Origin of the sequence: Rhodoligotrophos sp. CJ14, assembly GCF_038811545.1 — a bacterium.
Classification (GTDB): Bacteria; Pseudomonadota; Alphaproteobacteria; order Rhizobiales; family Im1; genus Rhodoligotrophos; species Rhodoligotrophos ferricapiens.
The window spans coordinates 4,659,889-4,678,651 of sequence record NZ_CP133319.1; the positions used below are offsets into that span (position 1 = coordinate 4,659,889).

19 protein-coding genes are annotated in these 18,763 nt (G+C 62.8%); 5 read left to right on the forward strand and 14 right to left on the reverse strand.

Going from position 1 to position 18,763, the window contains the following annotated elements:
* Window positions 1-43: 43 nt before the first annotated feature.
* Genes RCF49_RS21725 through RCF49_RS21735 form a run of 3 tightly spaced genes read right to left on the reverse strand, consistent with a single transcriptional unit; the run spans window position 44 to window position 1,950 of the window.
* Window positions 44-571 (reverse strand): CoA-binding protein, encoded by a 528-nt coding sequence (locus tag RCF49_RS21725; RefSeq protein WP_342641867.1) that lies wholly within the window; start codon window positions 569-571, stop codon window positions 44-46.
* Between the two features lie 4 nt (window positions 572-575).
* Window positions 576-1,400, reverse strand: a complete 825-nt coding sequence (locus RCF49_RS21730) for an enoyl-CoA hydratase (protein ID WP_342641868.1) — start codon at window positions 1,398-1,400, stop codon at window positions 576-578.
* Window position 1,401: 1 nt separating this feature from the next.
* On the reverse strand, window positions 1,402-1,950 hold the full coding sequence (locus RCF49_RS21735) for a hypothetical protein (protein WP_342641869.1): 549 nt from the start codon (window positions 1,948-1,950) through the stop codon (window positions 1,402-1,404).
* Between the two features lie 151 nt (window positions 1,951-2,101).
* Here RCF49_RS21735 and RCF49_RS21740 point away from each other — a divergent pair, with 151 nt between their 5' ends.
* The 4 genes from RCF49_RS21740 (at window position 2,102) to argC (ending at window position 4,750) form a co-directional block, all read left to right on the forward strand.
* Entirely contained in the window at window positions 2,102-2,524 is a 423-nt protein-coding gene (locus tag RCF49_RS21740) for a PaaI family thioesterase (protein ID WP_342641870.1), read from the forward strand.
* A gap of 178 nt (window positions 2,525-2,702) precedes the next feature.
* A complete protein-coding gene (gene rplM, locus RCF49_RS21745; RefSeq protein ID WP_342641871.1) occupies window positions 2,703-3,164 on the forward strand; it encodes a 50S ribosomal protein L13 in 462 nt (153 codons plus the stop codon).
* 5 nt (window positions 3,165-3,169) lie between these two features.
* A complete protein-coding gene (rpsI, locus tag RCF49_RS21750; protein WP_342641872.1) occupies window positions 3,170-3,646 on the forward strand; it encodes a 30S ribosomal protein S9 in 477 nt (158 codons plus the stop codon).
* A 156-nt stretch (window positions 3,647-3,802) separates the two neighbouring features.
* Window positions 3,803-4,750 carry an N-acetyl-gamma-glutamyl-phosphate reductase gene (gene argC, locus RCF49_RS21755; protein WP_342641873.1) on the forward strand — a complete coding sequence of 316 codons (948 nt, stop codon included), beginning with the start codon at window positions 3,803-3,805 and terminating at the stop codon, window positions 4,748-4,750.
* Between the two features lie 144 nt (window positions 4,751-4,894).
* Here the strand turns inward: argC and RCF49_RS21760 are convergent, their stop codons facing one another.
* From RCF49_RS21760 to topA, 6 genes are all read right to left on the reverse strand, one after another.
* A complete protein-coding gene (locus tag RCF49_RS21760; protein ID WP_342641874.1) occupies window positions 4,895-6,385 on the reverse strand; it encodes an aldehyde dehydrogenase in 1,491 nt (496 codons plus the stop codon).
* Between the two features lie 147 nt (window positions 6,386-6,532).
* Window positions 6,533-6,700: a 50S ribosomal protein L33 gene (gene rpmG / locus RCF49_RS21765; protein WP_342641875.1), complete on the reverse strand. Its 168-nt coding sequence runs from the start codon at window positions 6,698-6,700 to the stop codon at window positions 6,533-6,535.
* Between the two features lie 97 nt (window positions 6,701-6,797).
* Window positions 6,798-7,556, reverse strand: a complete 759-nt coding sequence (locus tag RCF49_RS21770) for an NUDIX hydrolase (RefSeq protein ID WP_342641876.1) — start codon at window positions 7,554-7,556, stop codon at window positions 6,798-6,800.
* 6 nt (window positions 7,557-7,562) lie between these two features.
* A complete protein-coding gene (locus RCF49_RS21775) occupies window positions 7,563-8,048 on the reverse strand; it encodes a DUF983 domain-containing protein (protein ID WP_342641877.1) in 486 nt (161 codons plus the stop codon).
* Window position 8,049: 1 nt separating this feature from the next.
* Window positions 8,050-10,455, reverse strand: coding sequence for a ribonuclease R (gene rnr, locus RCF49_RS21780; RefSeq protein WP_342641878.1), 2,406 nt, complete (start codon window positions 10,453-10,455; stop codon window positions 8,050-8,052).
* Window positions 10,456-10,460: 5 nt separating this feature from the next.
* Window positions 10,461-13,187: a type I DNA topoisomerase gene (gene topA / locus RCF49_RS21785; RefSeq protein ID WP_342641879.1), complete on the reverse strand. Its 2,727-nt coding sequence runs from the start codon at window positions 13,185-13,187 to the stop codon at window positions 10,461-10,463.
* A gap of 403 nt (window positions 13,188-13,590) precedes the next feature.
* Here topA and RCF49_RS21790 point away from each other — a divergent pair, with 403 nt between their 5' ends.
* Entirely contained in the window at window positions 13,591-13,902 is a 312-nt protein-coding gene (locus tag RCF49_RS21790; protein WP_342641880.1) for a hypothetical protein, read from the forward strand.
* A gap of 12 nt (window positions 13,903-13,914) precedes the next feature.
* Here the strand turns inward: RCF49_RS21790 and dprA are convergent, their stop codons facing one another.
* From dprA to ruvX, 5 genes are all read right to left on the reverse strand, one after another.
* Window positions 13,915-15,105, reverse strand: a complete 1,191-nt coding sequence (gene dprA, locus RCF49_RS21795; RefSeq protein WP_342641881.1) for a DNA-processing protein DprA — start codon at window positions 15,103-15,105, stop codon at window positions 13,915-13,917.
* 67 nt (window positions 15,106-15,172) lie between these two features.
* Complete coding sequence (gene plsY, locus RCF49_RS21800) at window positions 15,173-15,781, reverse strand: glycerol-3-phosphate 1-O-acyltransferase PlsY (protein WP_342641882.1); 609 nt, start codon at window positions 15,779-15,781, stop codon at window positions 15,173-15,175.
* 9 nt (window positions 15,782-15,790) lie between these two features.
* Window positions 15,791-17,113, reverse strand: a complete 1,323-nt coding sequence (pyrC, locus tag RCF49_RS21805; protein ID WP_342641883.1) for a dihydroorotase — start codon at window positions 17,111-17,113, stop codon at window positions 15,791-15,793.
* A complete protein-coding gene (locus RCF49_RS21810; protein ID WP_342644263.1) occupies window positions 17,110-18,141 on the reverse strand; it encodes an aspartate carbamoyltransferase catalytic subunit in 1,032 nt (343 codons plus the stop codon). The genes pyrC and RCF49_RS21810 overlap by 4 nt, the downstream gene beginning before the upstream one ends.
* Before the next feature lie 66 nt (window positions 18,142-18,207).
* The gene (ruvX, locus tag RCF49_RS21815; RefSeq protein WP_342641884.1) at window positions 18,208-18,678 is read right to left on the reverse strand and encodes a Holliday junction resolvase RuvX; all 471 of its coding nucleotides are present in this window, start codon (window positions 18,676-18,678) and stop codon (window positions 18,208-18,210) included.
* Window positions 18,679-18,763 lie beyond the last annotated feature (85 nt).

The following is an 18,763-nucleotide window of genomic DNA, read 5'->3' on the forward strand; positions in this document are numbered from 1 at the left end:
TCCTTGGCACCTCCTTGGGCACGTGCCTGGAAGCCGACCAGCGCTAATAGCCTGCGCGTTCCTTGATCGACAGGCTTTGGACCCGGTTGCCGGAAAGCTGTGGCCGCTTTGTGGAGATGCGCCCCGGATTTCCGCCGACCCAGCTCCACTCGCCGCACAGCTTCGCATATTCCATCTTGGGGCAGCGGTTCATCACCACTTTGAGACCGGCCGCCTCCGCCCGGGCCGCAGCATCGTCATTGCGCACCCCGAGCTGCATCCACACGACCTTGGCGCCGATGGCGACCGCTTCATCCGTCACCGGGCCTGCGGCCTCCGAATTGCGGAAAATATCGACCATGTCGATCGGCTCAGGGATGTCCCGCAGCGAGGCATAAACCTTGCGGCCATGGATCTCCGCCACCTGCTCGCGCGGATTGACGGGAAAAACCGTATATCCCTTCTCCGTCAGATATTTCAGAACGAAATAGGACGGCCTGATTGGATTGGAGCTTGCCCCCACCAGGGCGATGGTCTTTACGCCGTTCAGAATGGAACGGAGGTAATGGGGTGAATAATTCTCGTGATCCATGATGTCAGCGGTCCTGCCACTGCGGCGCGCGTTTTTCAATGAAGGCTGAGATGCCCTCTTCGGCATCCTGCAGCCGCATATTCTCCACCATCACCGCCGAGCCATAGGCATAGGCCTGGTCGAGAGGCATATTGCGCTGCTGATAGAATGCCTGCTTGCCCAGCGCGATCGTGGCCCACGACTTGCTCGCGATCTTGGTGGCAAGCGCCATGGTTTCGTCGGTCAGCCGATAGCTGGGAACCACCTTGTTGACGAGCCCGATACGCAAGGCATGCGCCGCATCGATGAAATCGCCGGTGAGCAGCATTTCCATGGCGTGCTTGGGCGCCACGCTCCGCGATATGGGGATCATCGGCGTTGAACAGAATAGGCCGATATTGACCCCGGGCGTGGCGAACCGGGCGGTATCGGCGGCAACAGCCAGATCACAGCTTGCCACCAGCTGGCACCCGGCAGCGGTCGCAACCCCCGCAACCTCGGCGATCACCGGCTTGGGACAGGCAACGACGCTCTGCATCATTCGCGAGCATTGATCCATCAGCCACGTGAAATAGGCGGTCCCGCCATCGTCATCCCGGCGATGTGCGATCACTTCCTTGAGATCATGGCCGGCGCTGAATGCTGGCCCTTCAGCCGCGATCACCACGACCCGCACCTCTCTCTCCCGCTCGGCCATCTCGATCACGTTCTGCAGCGCCGCGATCATGCCTTCGGACAGACTGTTGCGCTGCTCCGGCCGATCGAGCACGACGCGCAGCACGCCTTCGTTGAGGCTGGTTGAGACGAGCGGTCGGTTGGTGGAGGCAAGCATTGATGAGCCGTGTGTCACGTCACATCTCCTCGAGCACTTGCGCGAGTTTCTTGTTGGTCTCCGGATCACGCATCAGGTCGCGCAGCACCTCAAGATTGGTCTCGGACGGAATCATGCTGTTCAGCATCGTCATGAGCTCGCGTTTCTGATCCGCCGGCAAGGTCTGATCATTTTGGATGTCCTGGAGCGCCTGCTTGCTTTCGGCCAGATTGTTGCCCTGCAACGCCTCATAGGCAATGACCACGCTCTGCAGCGCCTCGATCCAGCGGTCTTCGTTGGGGAACCCGTTATCGACCAGGATCTTGGTCAATTGGGGAACAAGAGCGGTGAGCCGTTCCTCTGTGGAATTCTCGAACAGGGCCTCGAGTTGATCGACCCCGACAGTCTTGCTCAGTGCAATATAGGTATCGAGCGCGCGGATCGCCAACGACCGGTCGAGTTCCACCTGCTTCAGCGGCACGAGCCCGCTATCGGCGTCCTGGGCGAGCGCGGGTGGGGCTGACAGTGCGGAGCTGACGGCCAAAAAGCTGAGGCTCAGTATGAGAATTGCGAAAACACGCGGCATCATGACAGTTACACTCCGCAGGGACGCGACGGCAAAGCCTTAGAACATCTTCGCCGTTATGGGTCAAAGCATAAGGGAGGCTACGGCTTTTCGCAAAGGATGCCGTCGGCGGTCAATTGGCTCTGGGGGAAAAATGCGAGGAAGAGCGCGGGTTTTGCGGTGGAGTGGCGACGAGATCCTGGAATTTCTGCGTGCGGATTTCCCCCAGGCCTTCCGGGATGGCTGGGACTATGAGATCACCGATCTGGCGGCCGATCGGGTCACGGTGCGGCTGAGCTCCCACGAAAGCCAGCTCCGCCCTGGCGGCACCATCTCCGGCCCCACCATGATGCACCTCGCCGATTTTGCGGTTTACGTGTTGCTTCTAGCTTTGCACGGCCAATCGGCGAGCCTGAGCGTCACCACCAATCTGACCATCAGCTTCCTGCGCAAGCCCGAGGCGGGCGATCTCATCGCTGAGGTGGAGCTTTTGAAACATGGCCGCACCTTATCCGTCGCTGCCGTCCATCTCAGGGATGAACGGGGCAGAGTGGTGGCTCATGCCGAGGCAACCTACCACATGGCCGGTGCGGATTAGGGAGGTATTATATTACCTTTGTTGTAAATAGCTGTTTTGAAGCGATTTTTTCCAACAGTCTGCCACACTTCGCGATTGACCCTTTCCCGATCCTGCGGTACAGACGGGCTCAACTTCGCGGCAGGCCGCACGCGGGCCTGCACGCGACTTCCGGACCAACATCCATGATGGGTGCATTATGAAAACCTACTCTGCGAAAACCGCGGAGGTCGAGAAGAAGTGGATTCTGATCGACGCTGAGGGGCTGGTCGTCGGACGGCTTGCAGCCATCGTGGCGAACCGTCTGCGCGGCAAGCACAAGCCGATCTTCACGCCTCACATCGACTGCGGTGACAATGTCGTGGTGGTCAATGCCGATAAGGTGGTGCTGACCGGCAACAAGCTGCAGAACAAGCCCTATTACTGGCATACGGGCTTTCCTGGCGGCATCAAGGAGCGCAAGGCGCACCAGATCCTCGAAGGGCGCTTTGCCGATCGGGTTCTGCGTCTCGCGGTGCAGCGCATGATGCCCGGTGGTCCCTTGAGCCGCCACCAGCTGAAGAATCTTCGTGTCTATTCTGGGTCTGATCATCCTCACGAGGCGCAGCAGCCGGAGGTGCTGGATGTCGCGGCGCTGAACCGCAAGAATAAGAGGGGATGATCGCCATGTCCGAGTCTACCACACTCGACCAGCTGGGTTCGGCCCTCAATATCGAGGCTGACACCGCCGCATTGCCTGAGCCGAAGATCGACAGCCTGGGCCGTGCCTATGCCACCGGCCGCCGCAAGAACGCGATCGCTCGCGTCTGGATCAAGCCGGGACCGGGCAAGATCACGGTGAACGGCCGTGACGTGGACGCTTATTTTGCGCGGCCGGCCCTGCAGATGATCCTGCGCCAGCCTCTGGAGGCTGCGGGCCGCAAGGACCAGTATGACGTGATCTGCACCGTGACCGGCGGTGGTCTCTCGGGCCAGGCCGGTGCCGTGCGCCACGGCCTGTCGCGGGCGCTGACCTATTACGAGCCGGAACTGCGCTCGGCGCTCAAGAAGGACGGGTTCCTCACCCGCGATCCGCGCGTGGTCGAGCGCAAGAAATACGGCAAGGCCAAGGCGCGCCGCAGCTTCCAGTTCTCGAAGCGCTGATCTGGTCAGCATCACCGCAATGCCGAAGGCCGGATCATCGATCCGGCCTTTTTGCTATGCGCAGCGCCAATTTGTCAGGGTCGTTCGCGCCTCAGCATTGCGCAACGGCCCTCATGCGCTTAGCTAAGCACATCGCGCTAACCTCCGGTGGGAACAATGGCAACACGGGTATTCATTGACGGCGAGGCCGGCACCACGGGCCTCCAGATCCGCTCGAGGCTCGAGGGCAGGGCCGATCTCCATATGATCCGTCTCGACGAGAGCCGGCGCAAGAGCGAGGCGGCGCGCCGCGAGGCCATCAACGAGGCGGATATCGTGATCCTCTGCCTTCCCGATGCCGCAGCTGTCGAGGCGCTTTCATTGATTGAGCGGCGCAGCGTGCGCGTGATCGACGCCTCCACCGCCCATCGTACCGCCCGCGGCTGGACCTATGGCTTTCCCGAAATGGCTCGCGACCAGCGCGAGGCGATCGCTGAATCGCGCCGTGTCACCAATCCCGGCTGTTATCCAACGGGCGCCATTGCTCTGCTGCGCCCACTCGTTCAGCATCGCCTGGTTCCTGCCGGCTGGCCGGTGACGATCAACGCGGTGTCCGGCTATTCCGGTGGCGGCAAGAGCCTGATCCAGGCCTTCGAGGATCCGCAGGCGCCAGGCCACACGCGCGATAATTTCAGGCTCTATGCGCTGGGCCTCGGCCATAAGCATGTGGCTGAGATGCAGCAATATATGGGGCTGCACCACCCGCCACTCTTTGCACCAAGCGTTGGCCGCTTCGCGCAGGGCATGCTGGTCGAGGTGCCGCTTCAGCTCTGGGCGCTTCCCGGTGCGGCTGGCACGGACGATATCCGGCGCATATTGGCGGAGACTTACGCCGGCGATCGCTTCGTTGAAGTGGCATCAAAGGAGGAGACCGAGGCGCTGGCCTCGATCGACCCCGAGGGCCTCAATGGCACCAACCGGCTGAAGCTCTTTGTGTTCGGCAATGACAAGGACAGACAGCTCCGGCTGGTCGCGCTCCTCGACAATCTGGGCAAGGGCGCATCGGGCCAGGCCGTTCAGAACCTCAACATCATGATTGGGGCGGATGAGGCAACGGGGCTATAGAGCATATTGCTCGGATTGTAGCTGACGTCCTTGATGCCGTCATGCCCCGGCTTTGGGGCATCCAGGGGCCATGCGACAGACGGCTTCGAACTGAGCCAGGGATCACCGGGTCGGAACCCGGTGATCACCTGATGCGACAGAGACTTACCGCAGATTGATGAAGGTGTGCTTGATCTGCGTGTATTTCTCGAGAGCATGCAGCGACTTGTCACGCCCGATGCCCGACTGCTTGTAGCCACCGAACGGTGCGGTGATGTCGCCGCCATCGGTCGCATTCACATTGACCGTGCCGGCACGGAGCGCGCGGGCGACCGTATGCGCCTTGACCACGTCGCGGGTCCACAGATTGGCCTGCAGCCCGTAGATCGTGTTATTGGCGATCGCGACGGCCTCCGCCTCGTCCTTGAACGAGATGGTCGACAGCACCGGGCCGAAGATCTCTTCCTGCGCGATGCGCATATTGTTGTTCACCGCATCGAAGATGGTCGGCTGCACATAGAAGCCGCCGCTTTCCTGCCGCGCCGGCGTACCGCCGACTGCGATCTTCGCGCCCTCGTCGCGGCCGATATTGATATAGCTCATCACCCGCTCCATCTGGGTCTTGTCCACCATGGAGCCCATCAGGGTCTTGGGATCGAGCGGATCGCCTGGTGCCCAGGCTTCTGCATATTTCGCAACCTTCTCCACGAACTCGTCGCGAATATCTTCCTGAACGAGCAGGCGGGTCGCTGCGGTGCAGACCTGACCGGAATTGTAGAAGACACCGGCAGCCGCCTCGCGGGCGGCGCGGTCGAGATCGGCCACATCCGAGAAGATGATATTGGGCGACTTGCCGCCGCATTCGAGGCTTATATGCTTCATGTTCGACTCGCCGGCATATTTCAGGAAGTACTTGCCCACTTCCGTCGAGCCGGTGAAGGCGACCATATCCACATCCATATGGCGGCCGAGTGCCTGGCCGGCGGTTTCACCAAACCCGGGCAGCACCTGGAAGATACCGTTGGGCACGCCCGCTTCCGCCGCGAGCTCGGCGATGCGGATGGCGGTGAGCGGCGACTGCTCGGCGGGCTTCAGGATGACCGCATTGCCGGCGGCAAGTGCTGGTGCATATTTCCACGCGGCCATCAGCAGCGGGAAGTTCCATGGCACCACCGCGGCCACCACGCCCAGCGGCTCGCGCGTGATCAGCGAGACGGAATCGGGCCGGGCAGGCGCGAGCTCGTCATACATCTTGTCCACGGTCTCTGCGAACCACTCCATGCAGTTCACGACCGCGTTCATGTCGGAATTGAGCGATTCGTTGATCGGCTTGCCCATGTCGAGCGTCTCGAGCAGGGCGAGCTCTTCCTTGTGCTTATCCACCAGGGCTGCGAATTTAAGCAGGGTCTTCTTGCGCTTGCGCGGCGGAATGGTCGACCACTTGCCGGACTCGAACGCTGCCCGCGCGGCCTTCACGGCACGGTCCACATCCTCCTGGTCGCACGCGGCGACCTTCGTCAACACCCGCCCATCAATGGGGCTGACGCAATCGAAGGTCTTGCCCGACGCGGCAGCCACATATTTGCCGTCGATGAAGGCCTGATTGCGGTAGGAAATGCTCGTGATCTGATTGCGATAATCTTCGGCAGCGGACATTGAAGCCTCCGTTGGCGCGAGTGTTGTTATATCCGATTGCCCATGGTGCCTCGGCATCAGCATGGGCCTGAGCACGATCGCGCTACCATAGCAAAAAGGCACCGCGAAACGCGATGCCTTTTGCGACCGTCTAATGTCTGAGGCGGATTATTTGATCTTGGCTTCCCGGAACTCGACATGCTTGCGCGCCACGGGGTCGTATTTCTTCAGCGTGAGCTTCTCAGTCATGGTGCGCGAGTTCTTCTTCGCGGTGTAGAAATAGCCCGTGCCCGCCGAGCTGACGAGCTTGATCTTGAGTGTGGTCGGCTTCGCCATGGGGGCATCTCCAAAGGTGATCGCGCGGGCAGCGATCCCGCGCTTGATTGGCCTGCATATCGCGCGGGAAGGCGCGGATTGTCAAGCGCCGAGGCGCTTAGAGGGTTTCGTGGATCCAGTTCGCGCCCTGCATACGCTGGAACGGCACCGGGCAGCCGGGGGGGATTTCGCCTGCATCGTTGAGGCTCTCCTCCAGCATGCGCAGGATCTCCCGCGTGATCCACGGCAGCTCTTGCGCCCGGGCCTCCTCGAAGGTGAACCAGAACCGGTCCAGCAGCTCCTCGGTATTCACCACATGCGGGTTCTCGAGATTGACGACGCAGCTCGCATCGACCACGAAGAACCGCGCATCGAATCGCCGCGGACGCCCCGGCGGTGTGATCGCACGTGCAAAATAGCGAAGGCCTGAAAGATCAGGCACATAGCCCGTGCTGAGGAAAGTCTGCCAAGCCGGATCGGAGGTCCGTGGCAGCTTGCCCTGCGCCGGTTTGCCGATGATCAGGCCGGTTTCCTCGAACGCCTCCCGGATCGCCGCAAGCGCAAGGCCGCGCGCCCTGGCTCGGCTGGGGCGGCCGCGCATCTGCACCAGCAGCTTTTCCTCCACCATCGGGTGCAGGCCATATTTGGTCGAAAGCCGGCAATCCGCCGGATCGAGCCGTCCACCGGGAAACACGAATTTGTTGGGCATGAACTTGTGCGCCTGGTGGCGCTTGCCCATCATCACCCGCCGGTCGCCCCCTTCATTGCGGAGGACGATGAGGGTCGCGGCATCGCGCGGCCTCAGGCTGCGTCCCGGCACGGGCTTTCCATCGAGCATCTGCGGATCAGGATGAGGGAGGATTTTTCGCATAGACATGAGGTTTCAATCCGGCCTTCCCGAATGATTGTCAAGGGTGAACCGCGTGTCGGACGGCGCGTCATCTGCTGGCCCGCCGGCCATCTCCTGCTCCGCCGGTTCAAGTCCGAAGCCGTGCATGAGGAGCGCCCATTGCAGCCCCACGATGCTGCCTTTGACGATGGGCAGGAGCAGGAGCGTGAGCGCCAGCGTCAAAACCAGCCAGACCGGCGTCTGGATCAGCAGCGGCGGTGACCAGGTCCGCTCGACCGCCAGCATGATCGGCACCAGAATATGCCCGACGATGAAGATGGTGAAATAGGGCGGCGCATCATCTGCCCGGTGATGGTGCAGTTCTTCACCGCAGGCAGAACAGGCATCACTGATCTTGAGATAGCGGTGATAGAGCGTGCGCGCACCGCAAGCGGGGCAAGAGAGCAGGGCGCCCCGCCACATGGCCGCGCCCGTATCGCGCTTGGGGGCAATAGGCTTGATCGACGCGGCGTCTGTCATGCTACCTCCGGCCGCGCCGAGATTTGCCCCTGGCCTTCTCTGGCTTGAAGCGGCCATCCTTTGCCTGAGCCCGTCCGGCAATCGCCCTCATGCGGGCGCGCCGACCCTGTCCGGGCTTTCCAGGTTTTCCGGGGCTGACCATATCGAAGCGCAACCCCCCGGCGACAGGCGTTGCCTCCGCGAGGCGCACATCCACCGGATCCCCCAGCTGATAGGTCTCGCCCGTGTTCTGGCCAATGAGCGCGTGGCTTGCCTCGTCATAGGCGAAATACTCCCTGCCAAGCCTTGCCGCCGGCACGAACCCATCCGCGCCCGTGTCGGCGAGAGCGATGAACAGGCCTGCTTGGGTGACACCGCCGATCCGGCCATGGAAGACCGCGCCGACCTTGTCGGAGAGATAGGCCGAAACCAGACGGTCGACGGTATCCCGCTCGGCCGCCATGGCCCGCCGCTCGGCCGCCGAGATCTGCTCGGCCGTCTCTTCCAGCTGTTCGATATCGTCCTGCGACAGGCCATCCTTGCCAAAGCCGAAGGCAGTGATGAGCGCCCGGTGCACGATGAGGTCGGCATAGCGGCGGATCGGCGAGGTGAAATGCGCATACCGCCTGAGATTGAGCCCGAAATGCCCGCGATTTTCCGGCGAATAGATCGCCTGCGCCTGGCTGCGCAGCACCACCGTATTGACGAGATGCTCATTCTCGCTGCCGCGCACCTTCTCGAGAATGCGGTTGAAATGCTTGGGTTGCAGCACCTGGCCCTTGGCGAAGGGAATATCGAGGCTCGCAAGGAACTCGGTGAGCCCCTCGATCTTTTCGGGCGCCGGCGCATCATGCACCCGGTAGATGAAGGGGATTTTGTGCTCTTCCAGGCTCTCTGCCGCCGACACGTTGGCCTGGATCATCATTTCCTCGATAAGCCGATGCGCATCGAGCCGTTCCGGGGTAATTACCCGATCGATCAATCCATGGGCATCGAGAATCAGCTTGCGCTCCGGCAAATCGAGCTCGAGCGGACCGCGTTTGCGGCGAGCGGCCGCCAGCAGCTTATAGGCGGCCCAGAGCGGCTTGAGCACCGGCTCAAGCAGTGGGCCGCTGACGTCATCCGGCCGCCCGTCGATGGCGGCCTGTGCCTGCTCATAGGAGAGCTTGGCGGCCGAGCGCATGATCACCCTTGCGAAACTATGGCTGATCTTCTGCCCATGCTTGTCGAAGATCATGGAACAGGCGATTGCCGGACGGTCCTCATTCGGTCTGAGCGAGCAGAGATCTGCCGACAGCCGCTCCGGCAGCATTGGCACCACACGATCAGGGAAATAGACCGAATTGCCGCGATCCCGCGCTTCCCTGTCGATTGCCGTGCCCGGCCGGACATAGGCGGCCACATCGGCAATGGCGACGATGACCTTGAACCCACCCTTATTCTTCGGGTCGCTGTCAGGCTCTGCCCAGACGGCGTCATCATGATCGCGCGCATCCGGCGGGTCGATGGTGATCAGCGGAACGTCACGCAGATCGGTCCGGCCACGCGGCGAAACCTCCTTCAGCGTCTCCACCTCCGCCAGGGTGCGTTCGCGGAAGTGGTCGGGCAGCCCGTGCTGGTGGATGGCGATCAGGCTGATATTGCGCTGGTCGGAAAGGTCGCCCAGCCGCTCGCGCACCCGCGCCCGCTTAAGCCCGCGCCCGCGGTCTCGGATGACATCGACCGAGACGAGCTCGCCGCTTTCCGCCCCCGCGTCATCCCCTGGCATGACGATCAGGTCGCTCGCATTCTTCTTGTCGACCGGCTGCACCCGCATGCCGCGTCCGCGTGCGATGCGAAACACACCGATGGTCCGGCTCGCCCCCTGATCGAGGATCTTGATGATGCGGCCGGTATAGGGCGCTTGATCGTCACTGTCGGGCCCACCATCGATGCGGGCGAGCACGCGATTGCCGATCCCGGGGGGAGGGCCGCTGAGGCCTTGTTTGCCGCGACCGCCCCGCTCGAAAGGAATCGTCACACGCGGAGCCGGGCCCTGCGTCTCCACCTCCCAATTGCTTGGGGACGCGATGAGGTCGCCTTCATCATTGACATCGACAATTTCGAGCACCGTCACCGGCGGCAGCCGGCTCGTGCTTTCCAGCTTCCGCGTATCCCGGCGGATCAGGCCGCGTGCCGTCAGGTCCTTGAGCATCTGCTTCAAGGTGATGCGGTCGGCGCCCTTGACATTGAAGGCGCGCGCGATCTCGCGTTTCCCGATTCGCCCCGTCTGCGACTGCAAGAAGTCGAGGATCTCAGCTTCCGAGGGCAGGGGACGAGCACCGGCATCGGCCGCAGAACGGCCATCGCCCGCCTTCTTAGCTGCGGTTTTCTTGCTGCCCTTGCGAGCCGCGTCTTTGTCCTCGTTGGAGCCCCGCTCCTTTGACACTCTTGCTATGGTGCGTCCACCTTCTTGCTGGATCTGGACTTGGCCGTGCTGGCCGTGGCTGCTGCAGCCTGGCCCGCTTGCTTAGCGGGTTTCGCCTTTGCCGCGCTAGTCCTAGTGGATTTCGCCTTGCCAGCGGCTTTGTCATCAGATGAAGCCGCTGCCTTGCTCTTTGCCGACTTGGGCTTGGCCTTCCCGTTCGGGGTCTTGCCCGCGCCATCACCTGCCTTCTTGGCGATGAGCTCGACGGCCTCCTCGATGGTCAATGCATCCGGCTCCGTGCCCTTCGGCAGGGTCGCATTGATCTTGCCATATTTGATGTAGGGCCCATAGCGGCCGCTCAACACCTGCACCGGCCCGCCACCGGTCGGATGCTCGCCGAGATCTTTCAGCACCTCGCCACCTGGCCGGCGACCACCCCGTGCTTCCTTTTCTGCAAGCAGGCTGACCGCGCGATTGAGCCCGATCGTGAACACATCCTCCGGGCTTTCCAGATTGGCATAGGTAGTCCCATGCTTCACGAATGGACCGAAACGGCCGAAATTCGCGGTAATCGGTTGCTTTGTCTCCGGATGCAGCCCCACCTCGCGCGGCAGGCTGAGGAGCTTCAGCGCGAGCTCGATATCGATATCCTCGATGGGCGTTCCCTTGGGGATGCTGGCGCGTTTGGGCTTTTCCTTGCCCTCCGCTGTGCCGAGCTGGACATAGAGGCCGAAACGCCCGTCGAACAGTGTGACATTGAGCCCCGTGTCTGGGTCGACACCCAGGAGCTGGCCTTCTGGCGAGGCCGCCGGCGACTTCTCCTGTTCGCCATCGCCCAGCTGACGGGTATAGCGGCATTCCGGATAGTTTGAGCAGCCGATGAAGGCGCCGAACTTGCCGGTTTTGAGGCTGAGCCGGCCATTGCCGCAATTGGGGCATTGCCGCGGATCACCGCCATCCGCCGGCTGTGGAAAGATATGCGGGCCCAGGATTTCGTTGAGCTCTTCGAGGACGTCCGAGACCCGGAGGTCCTGGATGCTCTCGACCGCGCTGATGAAATCCGTCCAGAAGTCGCGCAACACCGCCTTCCAGTCGATATCGCCATTGGAGATACGGTCGAGCTGCTCCTCGAGATTGGCCGTGAAGTCATATTCCACATAGCGCCGGAAGAAGCCTTCGAGGAACGCCGTCACCAGCCGGCCCTTGTCCTCCGGGATGAGGCGCTTCTTCTCGAGCTTCACATAGCCGCGATCGCGCAGAGTGCTGAGGATCGCCGTATAGGTCGAAGGCCGCCCGATCCCGAGCTCTTCCATCTTGCGGATCAGTGAGGCTTCCGTATAGCGCGGCGGCGGCTCGGTGAAATGCTGGACGGGCGCGAGCTTGACGAGCTCGGCAGGCTCACCAGCATTCATCGGCGGGAGCCGCCGTCCATCCTCGCTGTCATCCTCGTCGTCGCGGCCTTCTTGATAGAGCGTCAGGAACCCGTCGAAGCGGATCACGGATCCGGTTGCGCGCAAGCTATAGTCCCGTCCATCGCTGCCCTTGGCGCTGATATCGACGGTGGTGCGCTCGATTTCCGCGCTCTCCATCTGGCTCGCGATGGTCCGCTTCCAGATCAGCTCGTACAGCCGCGCCATGTCCGGATCGAGCGCATGAGCCACCGATTCGGGCCTGCGCGCGAGATCCGTTGGCCGGATCGCTTCGTGTGCCTCCTGGGCATTGCGCGCCTTCGTGGTGTAGCGGCGCGGGGAGGCCGGCACATAGGCCTTGCCGAATCCCTTCTCGATCACCGCGCGGGCGGCCGTGATGGCCTCTTCCGCCATCTGCACGCCATCCGTTCGCATATAGGTGATGAGGCCCACGCTCTCGCCGCCGAGATCGACGCCCTCATAGAGCCGCTGTGCGAGCTGCATCGTGTGCTTCGATGAGAAGCCGAGCTTGCGCGAGGCCTCCTGCTGCAGGGTGGAGGTGATGAACGGCGGCTGCGGGTGGCGCCGCGCGGGCTTGCTCTCCACCGACCTGACCGTGAACGCGCGATCGCGCAGCGCATCCACGATCTTCTGCGCCGTACCCCCATCGCCGATCTCGAGCCGGTCGAGCCTTCGGCCGTCGATCTCCACCAGGCGGGCATCGAAGGGTGCACCGGCCTTGGTGCGCATTGCCGCCTCGATGCTCCAATATTCCTGCTGCTTGAACCGCTCGATTTCGATCTCGCGGTCGCAGATGAGGCGAAGCGAGACGGACTGCACCCGTCCTGCCGAGCGTGCCCCCGGCAACTTGCGCCAGAGCACCGGCGAGAGCGTAAAGCCCACGAGATAGTCGAGAGCGCGCCGGGCAAGATAAGCCTCGACCAGATCGTCATCGATCTTGCGCGGGTTCCTGATCGCTTCCGAAATCGCCGACTGCGTGATCGCGTTGAAGGCGACCCGCTCCACATGCTTGTCCTTCAGCAGTCCCTTGTTCCGCAAAACTTCGAGCACGTGCCACGAAATGGCCTCGCCCTCACGATCGGGGTCGGTGGCGAGGATCAGTTTGGAACTCACCTTCAATGCCCGGGCAATGTCGTCGAGCCGCTTCTTGGCTTTGGCATCGACCTCCCAGGACATGGCGAAATCTTCGTCGGGCCTGACAGAACCATCCTTGGCGGGCAGGTCACGGACATGGCCGAAGGAGGCGAGGACGGTATAATCGCTCCCCAGATATTTGTTGATGGTCTTGGCCTTGGCCGGTGATTCGACGACGACGACGGTCATGAAGATCCCAGATCAGAGGTCGGCCGCTCGTTCGAGCAAGCCTGGTTCAGCGGATCGAAATGGCAACGCGCCCCTTAAAGCGCAAGCCCCGTGGATAAAGCCCCCATACTGCCGCTCATACCGGTTGCCTCGCCCTCGGGCAAGCCGGGCGCAAGTTTCTGCACGCTTTTAGACAAGTGTCCGCCATCTTCTGCCGTCACTCTTAAGACAAGCAAAGAGCCTGCCGACCGGTTACGGGGATCGCGTTCTAGGACCATCCCCGGGTGCTTCCTATACGCTCGTGGCAACCTATGGTTGGTGCTAGGCTTCGTTTGCGGCATGCAGGCCGACTCCGATCGGCCATTGGGAACCGGATGCTTGCCCCTCATCGAGGGCACATCGAAATCAGGAGCGAGGCGCGCATATGACAACAAGAGAATATGCGTTGGTGATGGCGGGGCAGACGGGGAGAGCCGCGTTTGCGACGGAGGCCGGATCCAACAGAGGAGCAGGCAGCAGACGCGCGGCGATTCGGCCGACGCCGCCGGTTGGTCAATCCGACGCTGCCGTGGTCGAATATATCGCTGATATGGCTCTGTCTCTGCGGGACATGTCCGCCGAGGTGAACCAGCCCTTCCTCGGCTATCTGCTGGAGATGGTCTTCCAGGAGGCCCATAGCGAGGCCCTCAAGCTGCGTTTTGCCCAGGCCAAGCAATGCACCGTGCATCAGGCATGACGGGCTGATCGCTCAGGACATGGCAGGCTCATCCAGCAAGGCGACACTGTGGCGATCCGCGCGGATGAGTTTGCCAGCGAGTTCGAGCTCCAGCAGCACCACATGCAGGATGCCCATATCCAGGTCAGCCTCGCGGATCAGAGTGTCGATCGGGACCGGCGCGGTTCCGAGCAGTTCGATGACGCGACGGCGATCTGCCGCCGTGATGTCGGGGTCCGGTGCATCGGGCATGCCCGTCATGTCAAGCTCGCCATGCTCGTCTTGGCCGGCAAAGCCGCCATCCCGCGGCGGCTTGGCCATGGGATCCAACGCCTCGGCGATATCGCGGGCAGCTGTCACCAATGTGGCTCCCCGGCGGATGAGCGCATTGGTGCCGGCCGCTCGCGGATCAAGCGGCGAGCCGGGCACGGCGAACACCTCTCGGCCTTGCTCGAGCGCAAGGCGGGCGGTGATGAGCGAGCCCGATCGTTCCGCAGCCTCCACGATGACCACCCCGAGGCTGAGGCCGGCAATGAGGCGGTTGCGCCGGGGGAAATGCTTGGCCTGGGGCTGTGTGCCCGGCATCATTTCCGTGATCAGCAGGCCCTTCTCACCAATCTCCTGGGCAAGTCCGGTATTTTCCGGCGGATAGACAATATCGATCCCGCCGGCCAGAACCGCGATCGTGCCCGTGGCAAGGCTGGCCTCATGGGCGGCCGTGTCGATCCCCCGCGCCAGCCCCGAGACGATGGCGAAACCCATATGCCCGAGTTCTGCAGCAAAGCGGCGGGCGAGCGTACGTCCGCCGGCCGAGGCATTGCGCGAGCCCACGATCCCGACGGCCGCCTGCTGCAACAATTCGTATTGACCCTTCACGCAGATCAGCGGCGGTGGCCCATCCAGGCTGCGCAGCAATGTCGGATAAGAGGGCTCGGGATAAGCGATGAATGAGGCGCCGATCCGCTCGGCCGCAGTAAGGCATCGCTCCGCCGTCTCCAGCGAGCAGAGCCGCAGCCGTCCGTTATGGCCGCCGCGCGCCGAGAGCTCCGGCAGCCTTTCAATGGCGCGCCGTGCCGTGCGGTAGCGTTGCAGCAGCGTGTAGAATGTCGCCGGCCCTACATTCTCGCTGTTTGAGAGACGCAGCCAGTCGAGCAGCTCGCCGCGGGGGAGGGACCTTCCAGGCACGCCCACTTCTGCCACCGATGGCACCGATCCCCTGACCATGACGCCTCCCCCACGCGGTCACGTGCGCCGCCTGCAAGGCAAGCGGCATTTCACAACCCGCACCGGGTTACTTGCCGAGCTTGATCTTGGATTCCTCGCCCTTCAACAGCCGCGAGATATTCTCGCGATGTGCGATGAAGACGATGATCCCCATGATGATGGCGGCAAGGGCGGGCCAACCTCCAAGAGACGCGATGCAGGCAAGCGCTGTCAACGCTGTTGCCGAGAGGCCGCCAGCGGAAGAATAGCGCGTGAAATAGGCGATCGCGATCCACAGAACGAGAAACAAGAGCCCCAGGGGCCAATGGAAGCCGAACATGACCCCGAGAAAGGTGGCAACCCCCTTGCCCCCCTTGAAGCGGAGCCACACAGGGAACACGTGGCCAAGAAACGCCGCAAGGCCCGCGATCGCTGCCGCCTCGGCCCCCCACCGCCAGCCGATGAGCACCGGGATGGTCCCCTTGATCGCATCGGCAACCAGCGTTGCTGCGGCGAGCTTTTTCGATCCGGTGCGCAGCACATTGGTCGTGCCGATATTGCCGGAACCGATCGTCCGGATGTCGCCGTGCCCGGCAAGCCGCGTGATGATCAAGCCGAAGGGAATGGATCCGCAGAGATAGCCGAATATCGTAAGCAGGAGGCCGGGCAGGGGAGCAAGTGACCAGACCGGATCCATGATGCGTTCCTACCGCAAGCTGCGCGAATAGACGAGATGGCCCGCGACGACGGTTTGCGCGACGCAGCCTTCGAGCACCCGATGCTCGAACGGAGTGTTCTTGGATTTCGACTTGAGCGCTTGCGCTTCCACGCGCCAGGAATGATGTGGTGCAATCACGGCGAGATCGGCAGGGGCGCCTGGCCGCAGACTGCCAATGCCGAGCCCAAGAATGCGGGCGGGTGCGCAGCTCAACGCATCGATCAGCCGGCTGATCGGAATGGTGCGGTTATGCACGAGGCCCATGAGTGCCGACAGCATCGTCTCAAGCCCGATGGCTCCGAACTCGGCTTCCGCGAAGGGCAGGCGCTTCGTATCCGGCTCCTGCGGGTCATGGCTCGACACGATCACATCGATCGTGCCATCGGCGACGCCCGCCACCACCGCCTGACGGTCAGCCTCCGTTCGAAGCGGCGGCGCCAGTTTGAAGAAGCTCCGATAGGCGCCGATATCATTCTCGTTCAGCACCAGGTGATTGACCGAAACGCCCGCGGTCACCGGCAAGCCGCGTGCCTTCGCCCGGGCAATCAGCTCGACCGAGGCGGCACAGGAGATCTGAGCGGCATGGTAGCGCGCCCCCGTGAGCTCGACGAGCCTCAGGTCGCGCTCGAGCATGATCACCTCGGCGGCCGTCGGAATGCCTGGCAGGCCGAGCCGGGTTGCGACCTCCCCCTCATTCATGACGCCGCCCGCGGCAAGCTCGCGCTCCTCGACATGCTGCACCACCAGCATGTCGAAATCGCGCGCATAGGAAAGCGCCCGGCGAAGCACCCGTGCATTGGTGACCGACCGGTTGCCATCGGTCACGGCCACCGCGCCTGCCTCCTGCAGCAGGCCGATCTCGGTCATCTGTTCACCGGCGGTCTTCTTGGTCAGGGCTGCCATTGGCGCCACCCGAACGATCGCCGTGTCCCGCGCGCGCCGCAGAATGAAGTCGACCAGCGCCACGTCATCGATCACCGGATCGGTATTGGGCATCACGATGATCGTGGTCACCCCGCCCGCTGCCGCCGCTTCCGAAGCCGAGGCAAGCGTTTCCCGGTGCTCGGCCCCGGGTTCGCCGGTAAAGACGCGCATGTCCACAAGCCCCGGGACCAGCAAGAAACCCCGGCAATCGATATGCGGCACATCACCCAGCGCTTCGGGCATGACCTCGCGCCCGCAGGCAATCACCTGACCGTCCTGGATGAGCACGCCGCCCGGCTCATTGAGGCCAATCGAGGGATCGACGATCCCGGCATTCACATAGGCATAAGGCCCCTGGGCCGGTGGCATGTCGATCGGGGCGCTCATAGTTCGATCCTGCCGAAGGTTGATCTCGACTCTGCACTGCTCCTCTGCGGCTGAGCGATACCCTGCGGCGAGCGACGTCCGCCGTTGAGATTGCGGGCGAGCGCGTCCAGCACGGCCATCCGCACCGCGACCCCCATTTCGACCTGCTCGCTGATCACGCTTTGCACGCCATCGGCAACCGCGCTGTCGATCTCCACGCCCCGGTTCATGGGCCCCGGATGCATGACGAGGGCATCCGGCTTCGCACGGGCGAGCTTCACCTGGTCCAAGCCGAAATAGCGATAATATTCCCGAACGGAGGGCACGAAGGCCCCATTCATGCGCTCAAGCTGCAGCCGCAGCATCATGACGATATCGCAGCCGGCGAGCCCCTCTTCCATCCGTGAGAAGACCTCGACACCATAGCGATCGACCGCATAGGGCAGGAGCGACCGCGGGGCGATGACCCGCACCCTGGCGCCCAGGAGCTGGAGCAGCAATATGTTTGAACGGGCGACCCGGCTATGCAGGATGTCCCCGCAAATGGCGATGGTCAGGCCCTCGATACGACGCTTCCGCCGGCGAATCGTCAGCGCATCGAGCAGCGCTTGGGTTGGATGCTCATGCGAGCCGTCGCCCGCATTGATGACCGCGCAGCCGACCTTCTGGGCCAGCAGCTCCGCCGCACCCGCCGCGGAGTGACGCACCACCAATAGGTCTGGATGCATCGCATTGAGCGTGACTGCCGTATCGAGCAGCGTCTCGCCCTTGGACACGGACGAGCCCTTGACCGACATATTCATCACATCCGCCCCGAGCCGCTTGCCCGCGAGCTCGAATGAGCTCTGCGTCCGGGTGGACGGCTCGAAGAACAGATTGATTTGCGTCCGGCCCCGCAGGACGGCCTGCTTCTTTTCGCCCTGGCGATTGAGTTCAACGTAACTCTCAGCCAGATCGAGCAACTGCGTGACTTCCTGAGCTGAAAGCCCATCGATGCCCAGCAGGTGCGAGTGCGAGAGGATTCGGTTTGGTTGGTCTGAAATCGCCATCATTAAAGCTGGTTCTATAGAGCCGGCTCACCGGGCCTTCAAGCGCTTCCTCGATATTATGAGCCGCTATTCTTTGGCGCGCGAAAACAGGCGCAGTCGGTCGAGGACACCTTGCAAGATATAGGCAGCCGCCAGCTTGTCCACGAGTTCGGCCCGCCGAGCCCGGCTCGAATCAGCCTCGAGCAGCGTGCGGGTGACCGCGGCTGTGGAAAGCCGCTCATCCCACAACAGAACGGGCAGCGGCGTGAGCTCGGCGAAATTGCGTAGGAATGCGCGGGTGGACTGGGCGCGCGGCCCCTCGCTGCCGTTCATGTTGATCGGCAATCCGAGCACGATGCCCCCCACCGGCTCCTCCGCTATGATCGCGAGCAGGCGCTGAGCATCTTGGCGGAATTTGGTTCGCCGGATCGTCTCTCTGGGGCTCGCGATCGAGCGCGTCGCATCCGACATCGCAACCCCGATGGTTTTCGTGCCGAGATCAAGTCCGATCAGCCGTTCACCCGGGCCAAGCAGCTGGCCGAATTCTTCGATGCTCATATCGCCTGCCGCTGACTTGTGCATTGAAAACCCCGAGGCTTCCGTTAGGTTGGCTCTATCTGGAGCGGGATCGGATCGGCCTTTG

Excerpts from the sequence above, each read along its gene's own strand:
- RCF49_RS21810 (WP_342644263.1), bottom strand. The coding sequence starts at position 18,141 with ATGGCGATTTCAGACCAACCAAACCGAATCCTCTCGCACTCGCACCTG.
- RCF49_RS21735 (WP_342641869.1), bottom strand. The coding sequence starts at position 1,950 with ATGATGCCGCGTGTTTTCGCAATTCTCATACTGAGCCTCAGCTTTTTG.
- RCF49_RS21760 (WP_342641874.1), bottom strand. The coding sequence starts at position 6,385 with ATGTCCGCTGCCGAAGATTATCGCAATCAGATCACGAGCATTTCCTAC.
- plsY (WP_342641882.1), bottom strand. The coding sequence starts at position 15,781 with ATGGATCCGGTCTGGTCACTTGCTCCCCTGCCCGGCCTCCTGCTTACG.
- argC (WP_342641873.1), top strand. The coding sequence starts at position 3,803 with ATGGCAACACGGGTATTCATTGACGGCGAGGCCGGCACCACGGGCCTC.
- rplM (WP_342641871.1), top strand. The coding sequence starts at position 2,703 with ATGAAAACCTACTCTGCGAAAACCGCGGAGGTCGAGAAGAAGTGGATT.
- rpsI (WP_342641872.1), top strand. The coding sequence starts at position 3,170 with ATGTCCGAGTCTACCACACTCGACCAGCTGGGTTCGGCCCTCAATATC.
- RCF49_RS21770 (WP_342641876.1), bottom strand. The coding sequence starts at position 7,556 with ATGTCTATGCGAAAAATCCTCCCTCATCCTGATCCGCAGATGCTCGAT.
- pyrC (WP_342641883.1), bottom strand. The coding sequence starts at position 17,113 with ATGAGCGCCCCGATCGACATGCCACCGGCCCAGGGGCCTTATGCCTAT.
- RCF49_RS21790 (WP_342641880.1), top strand. The coding sequence starts at position 13,591 with ATGACAACAAGAGAATATGCGTTGGTGATGGCGGGGCAGACGGGGAGA.
- topA (WP_342641879.1), bottom strand. The coding sequence starts at position 13,187 with ATGACCGTCGTCGTCGTCGAATCACCGGCCAAGGCCAAGACCATCAAC.
- dprA (WP_342641881.1), bottom strand. The coding sequence starts at position 15,105 with ATGGTCAGGGGATCGGTGCCATCGGTGGCAGAAGTGGGCGTGCCTGGA.
- RCF49_RS21725 (WP_342641867.1), bottom strand. The coding sequence starts at position 571 with ATGGATCACGAGAATTATTCACCCCATTACCTCCGTTCCATTCTGAAC.
- rpmG (WP_342641875.1), bottom strand. The coding sequence starts at position 6,700 with ATGGCGAAGCCGACCACACTCAAGATCAAGCTCGTCAGCTCGGCGGGC.
- RCF49_RS21775 (WP_342641877.1), bottom strand. The coding sequence starts at position 8,048 with ATGACAGACGCCGCGTCGATCAAGCCTATTGCCCCCAAGCGCGATACG.
- ruvX (WP_342641884.1), bottom strand. The coding sequence starts at position 18,678 with ATGAGCATCGAAGAATTCGGCCAGCTGCTTGGCCCGGGTGAACGGCTG.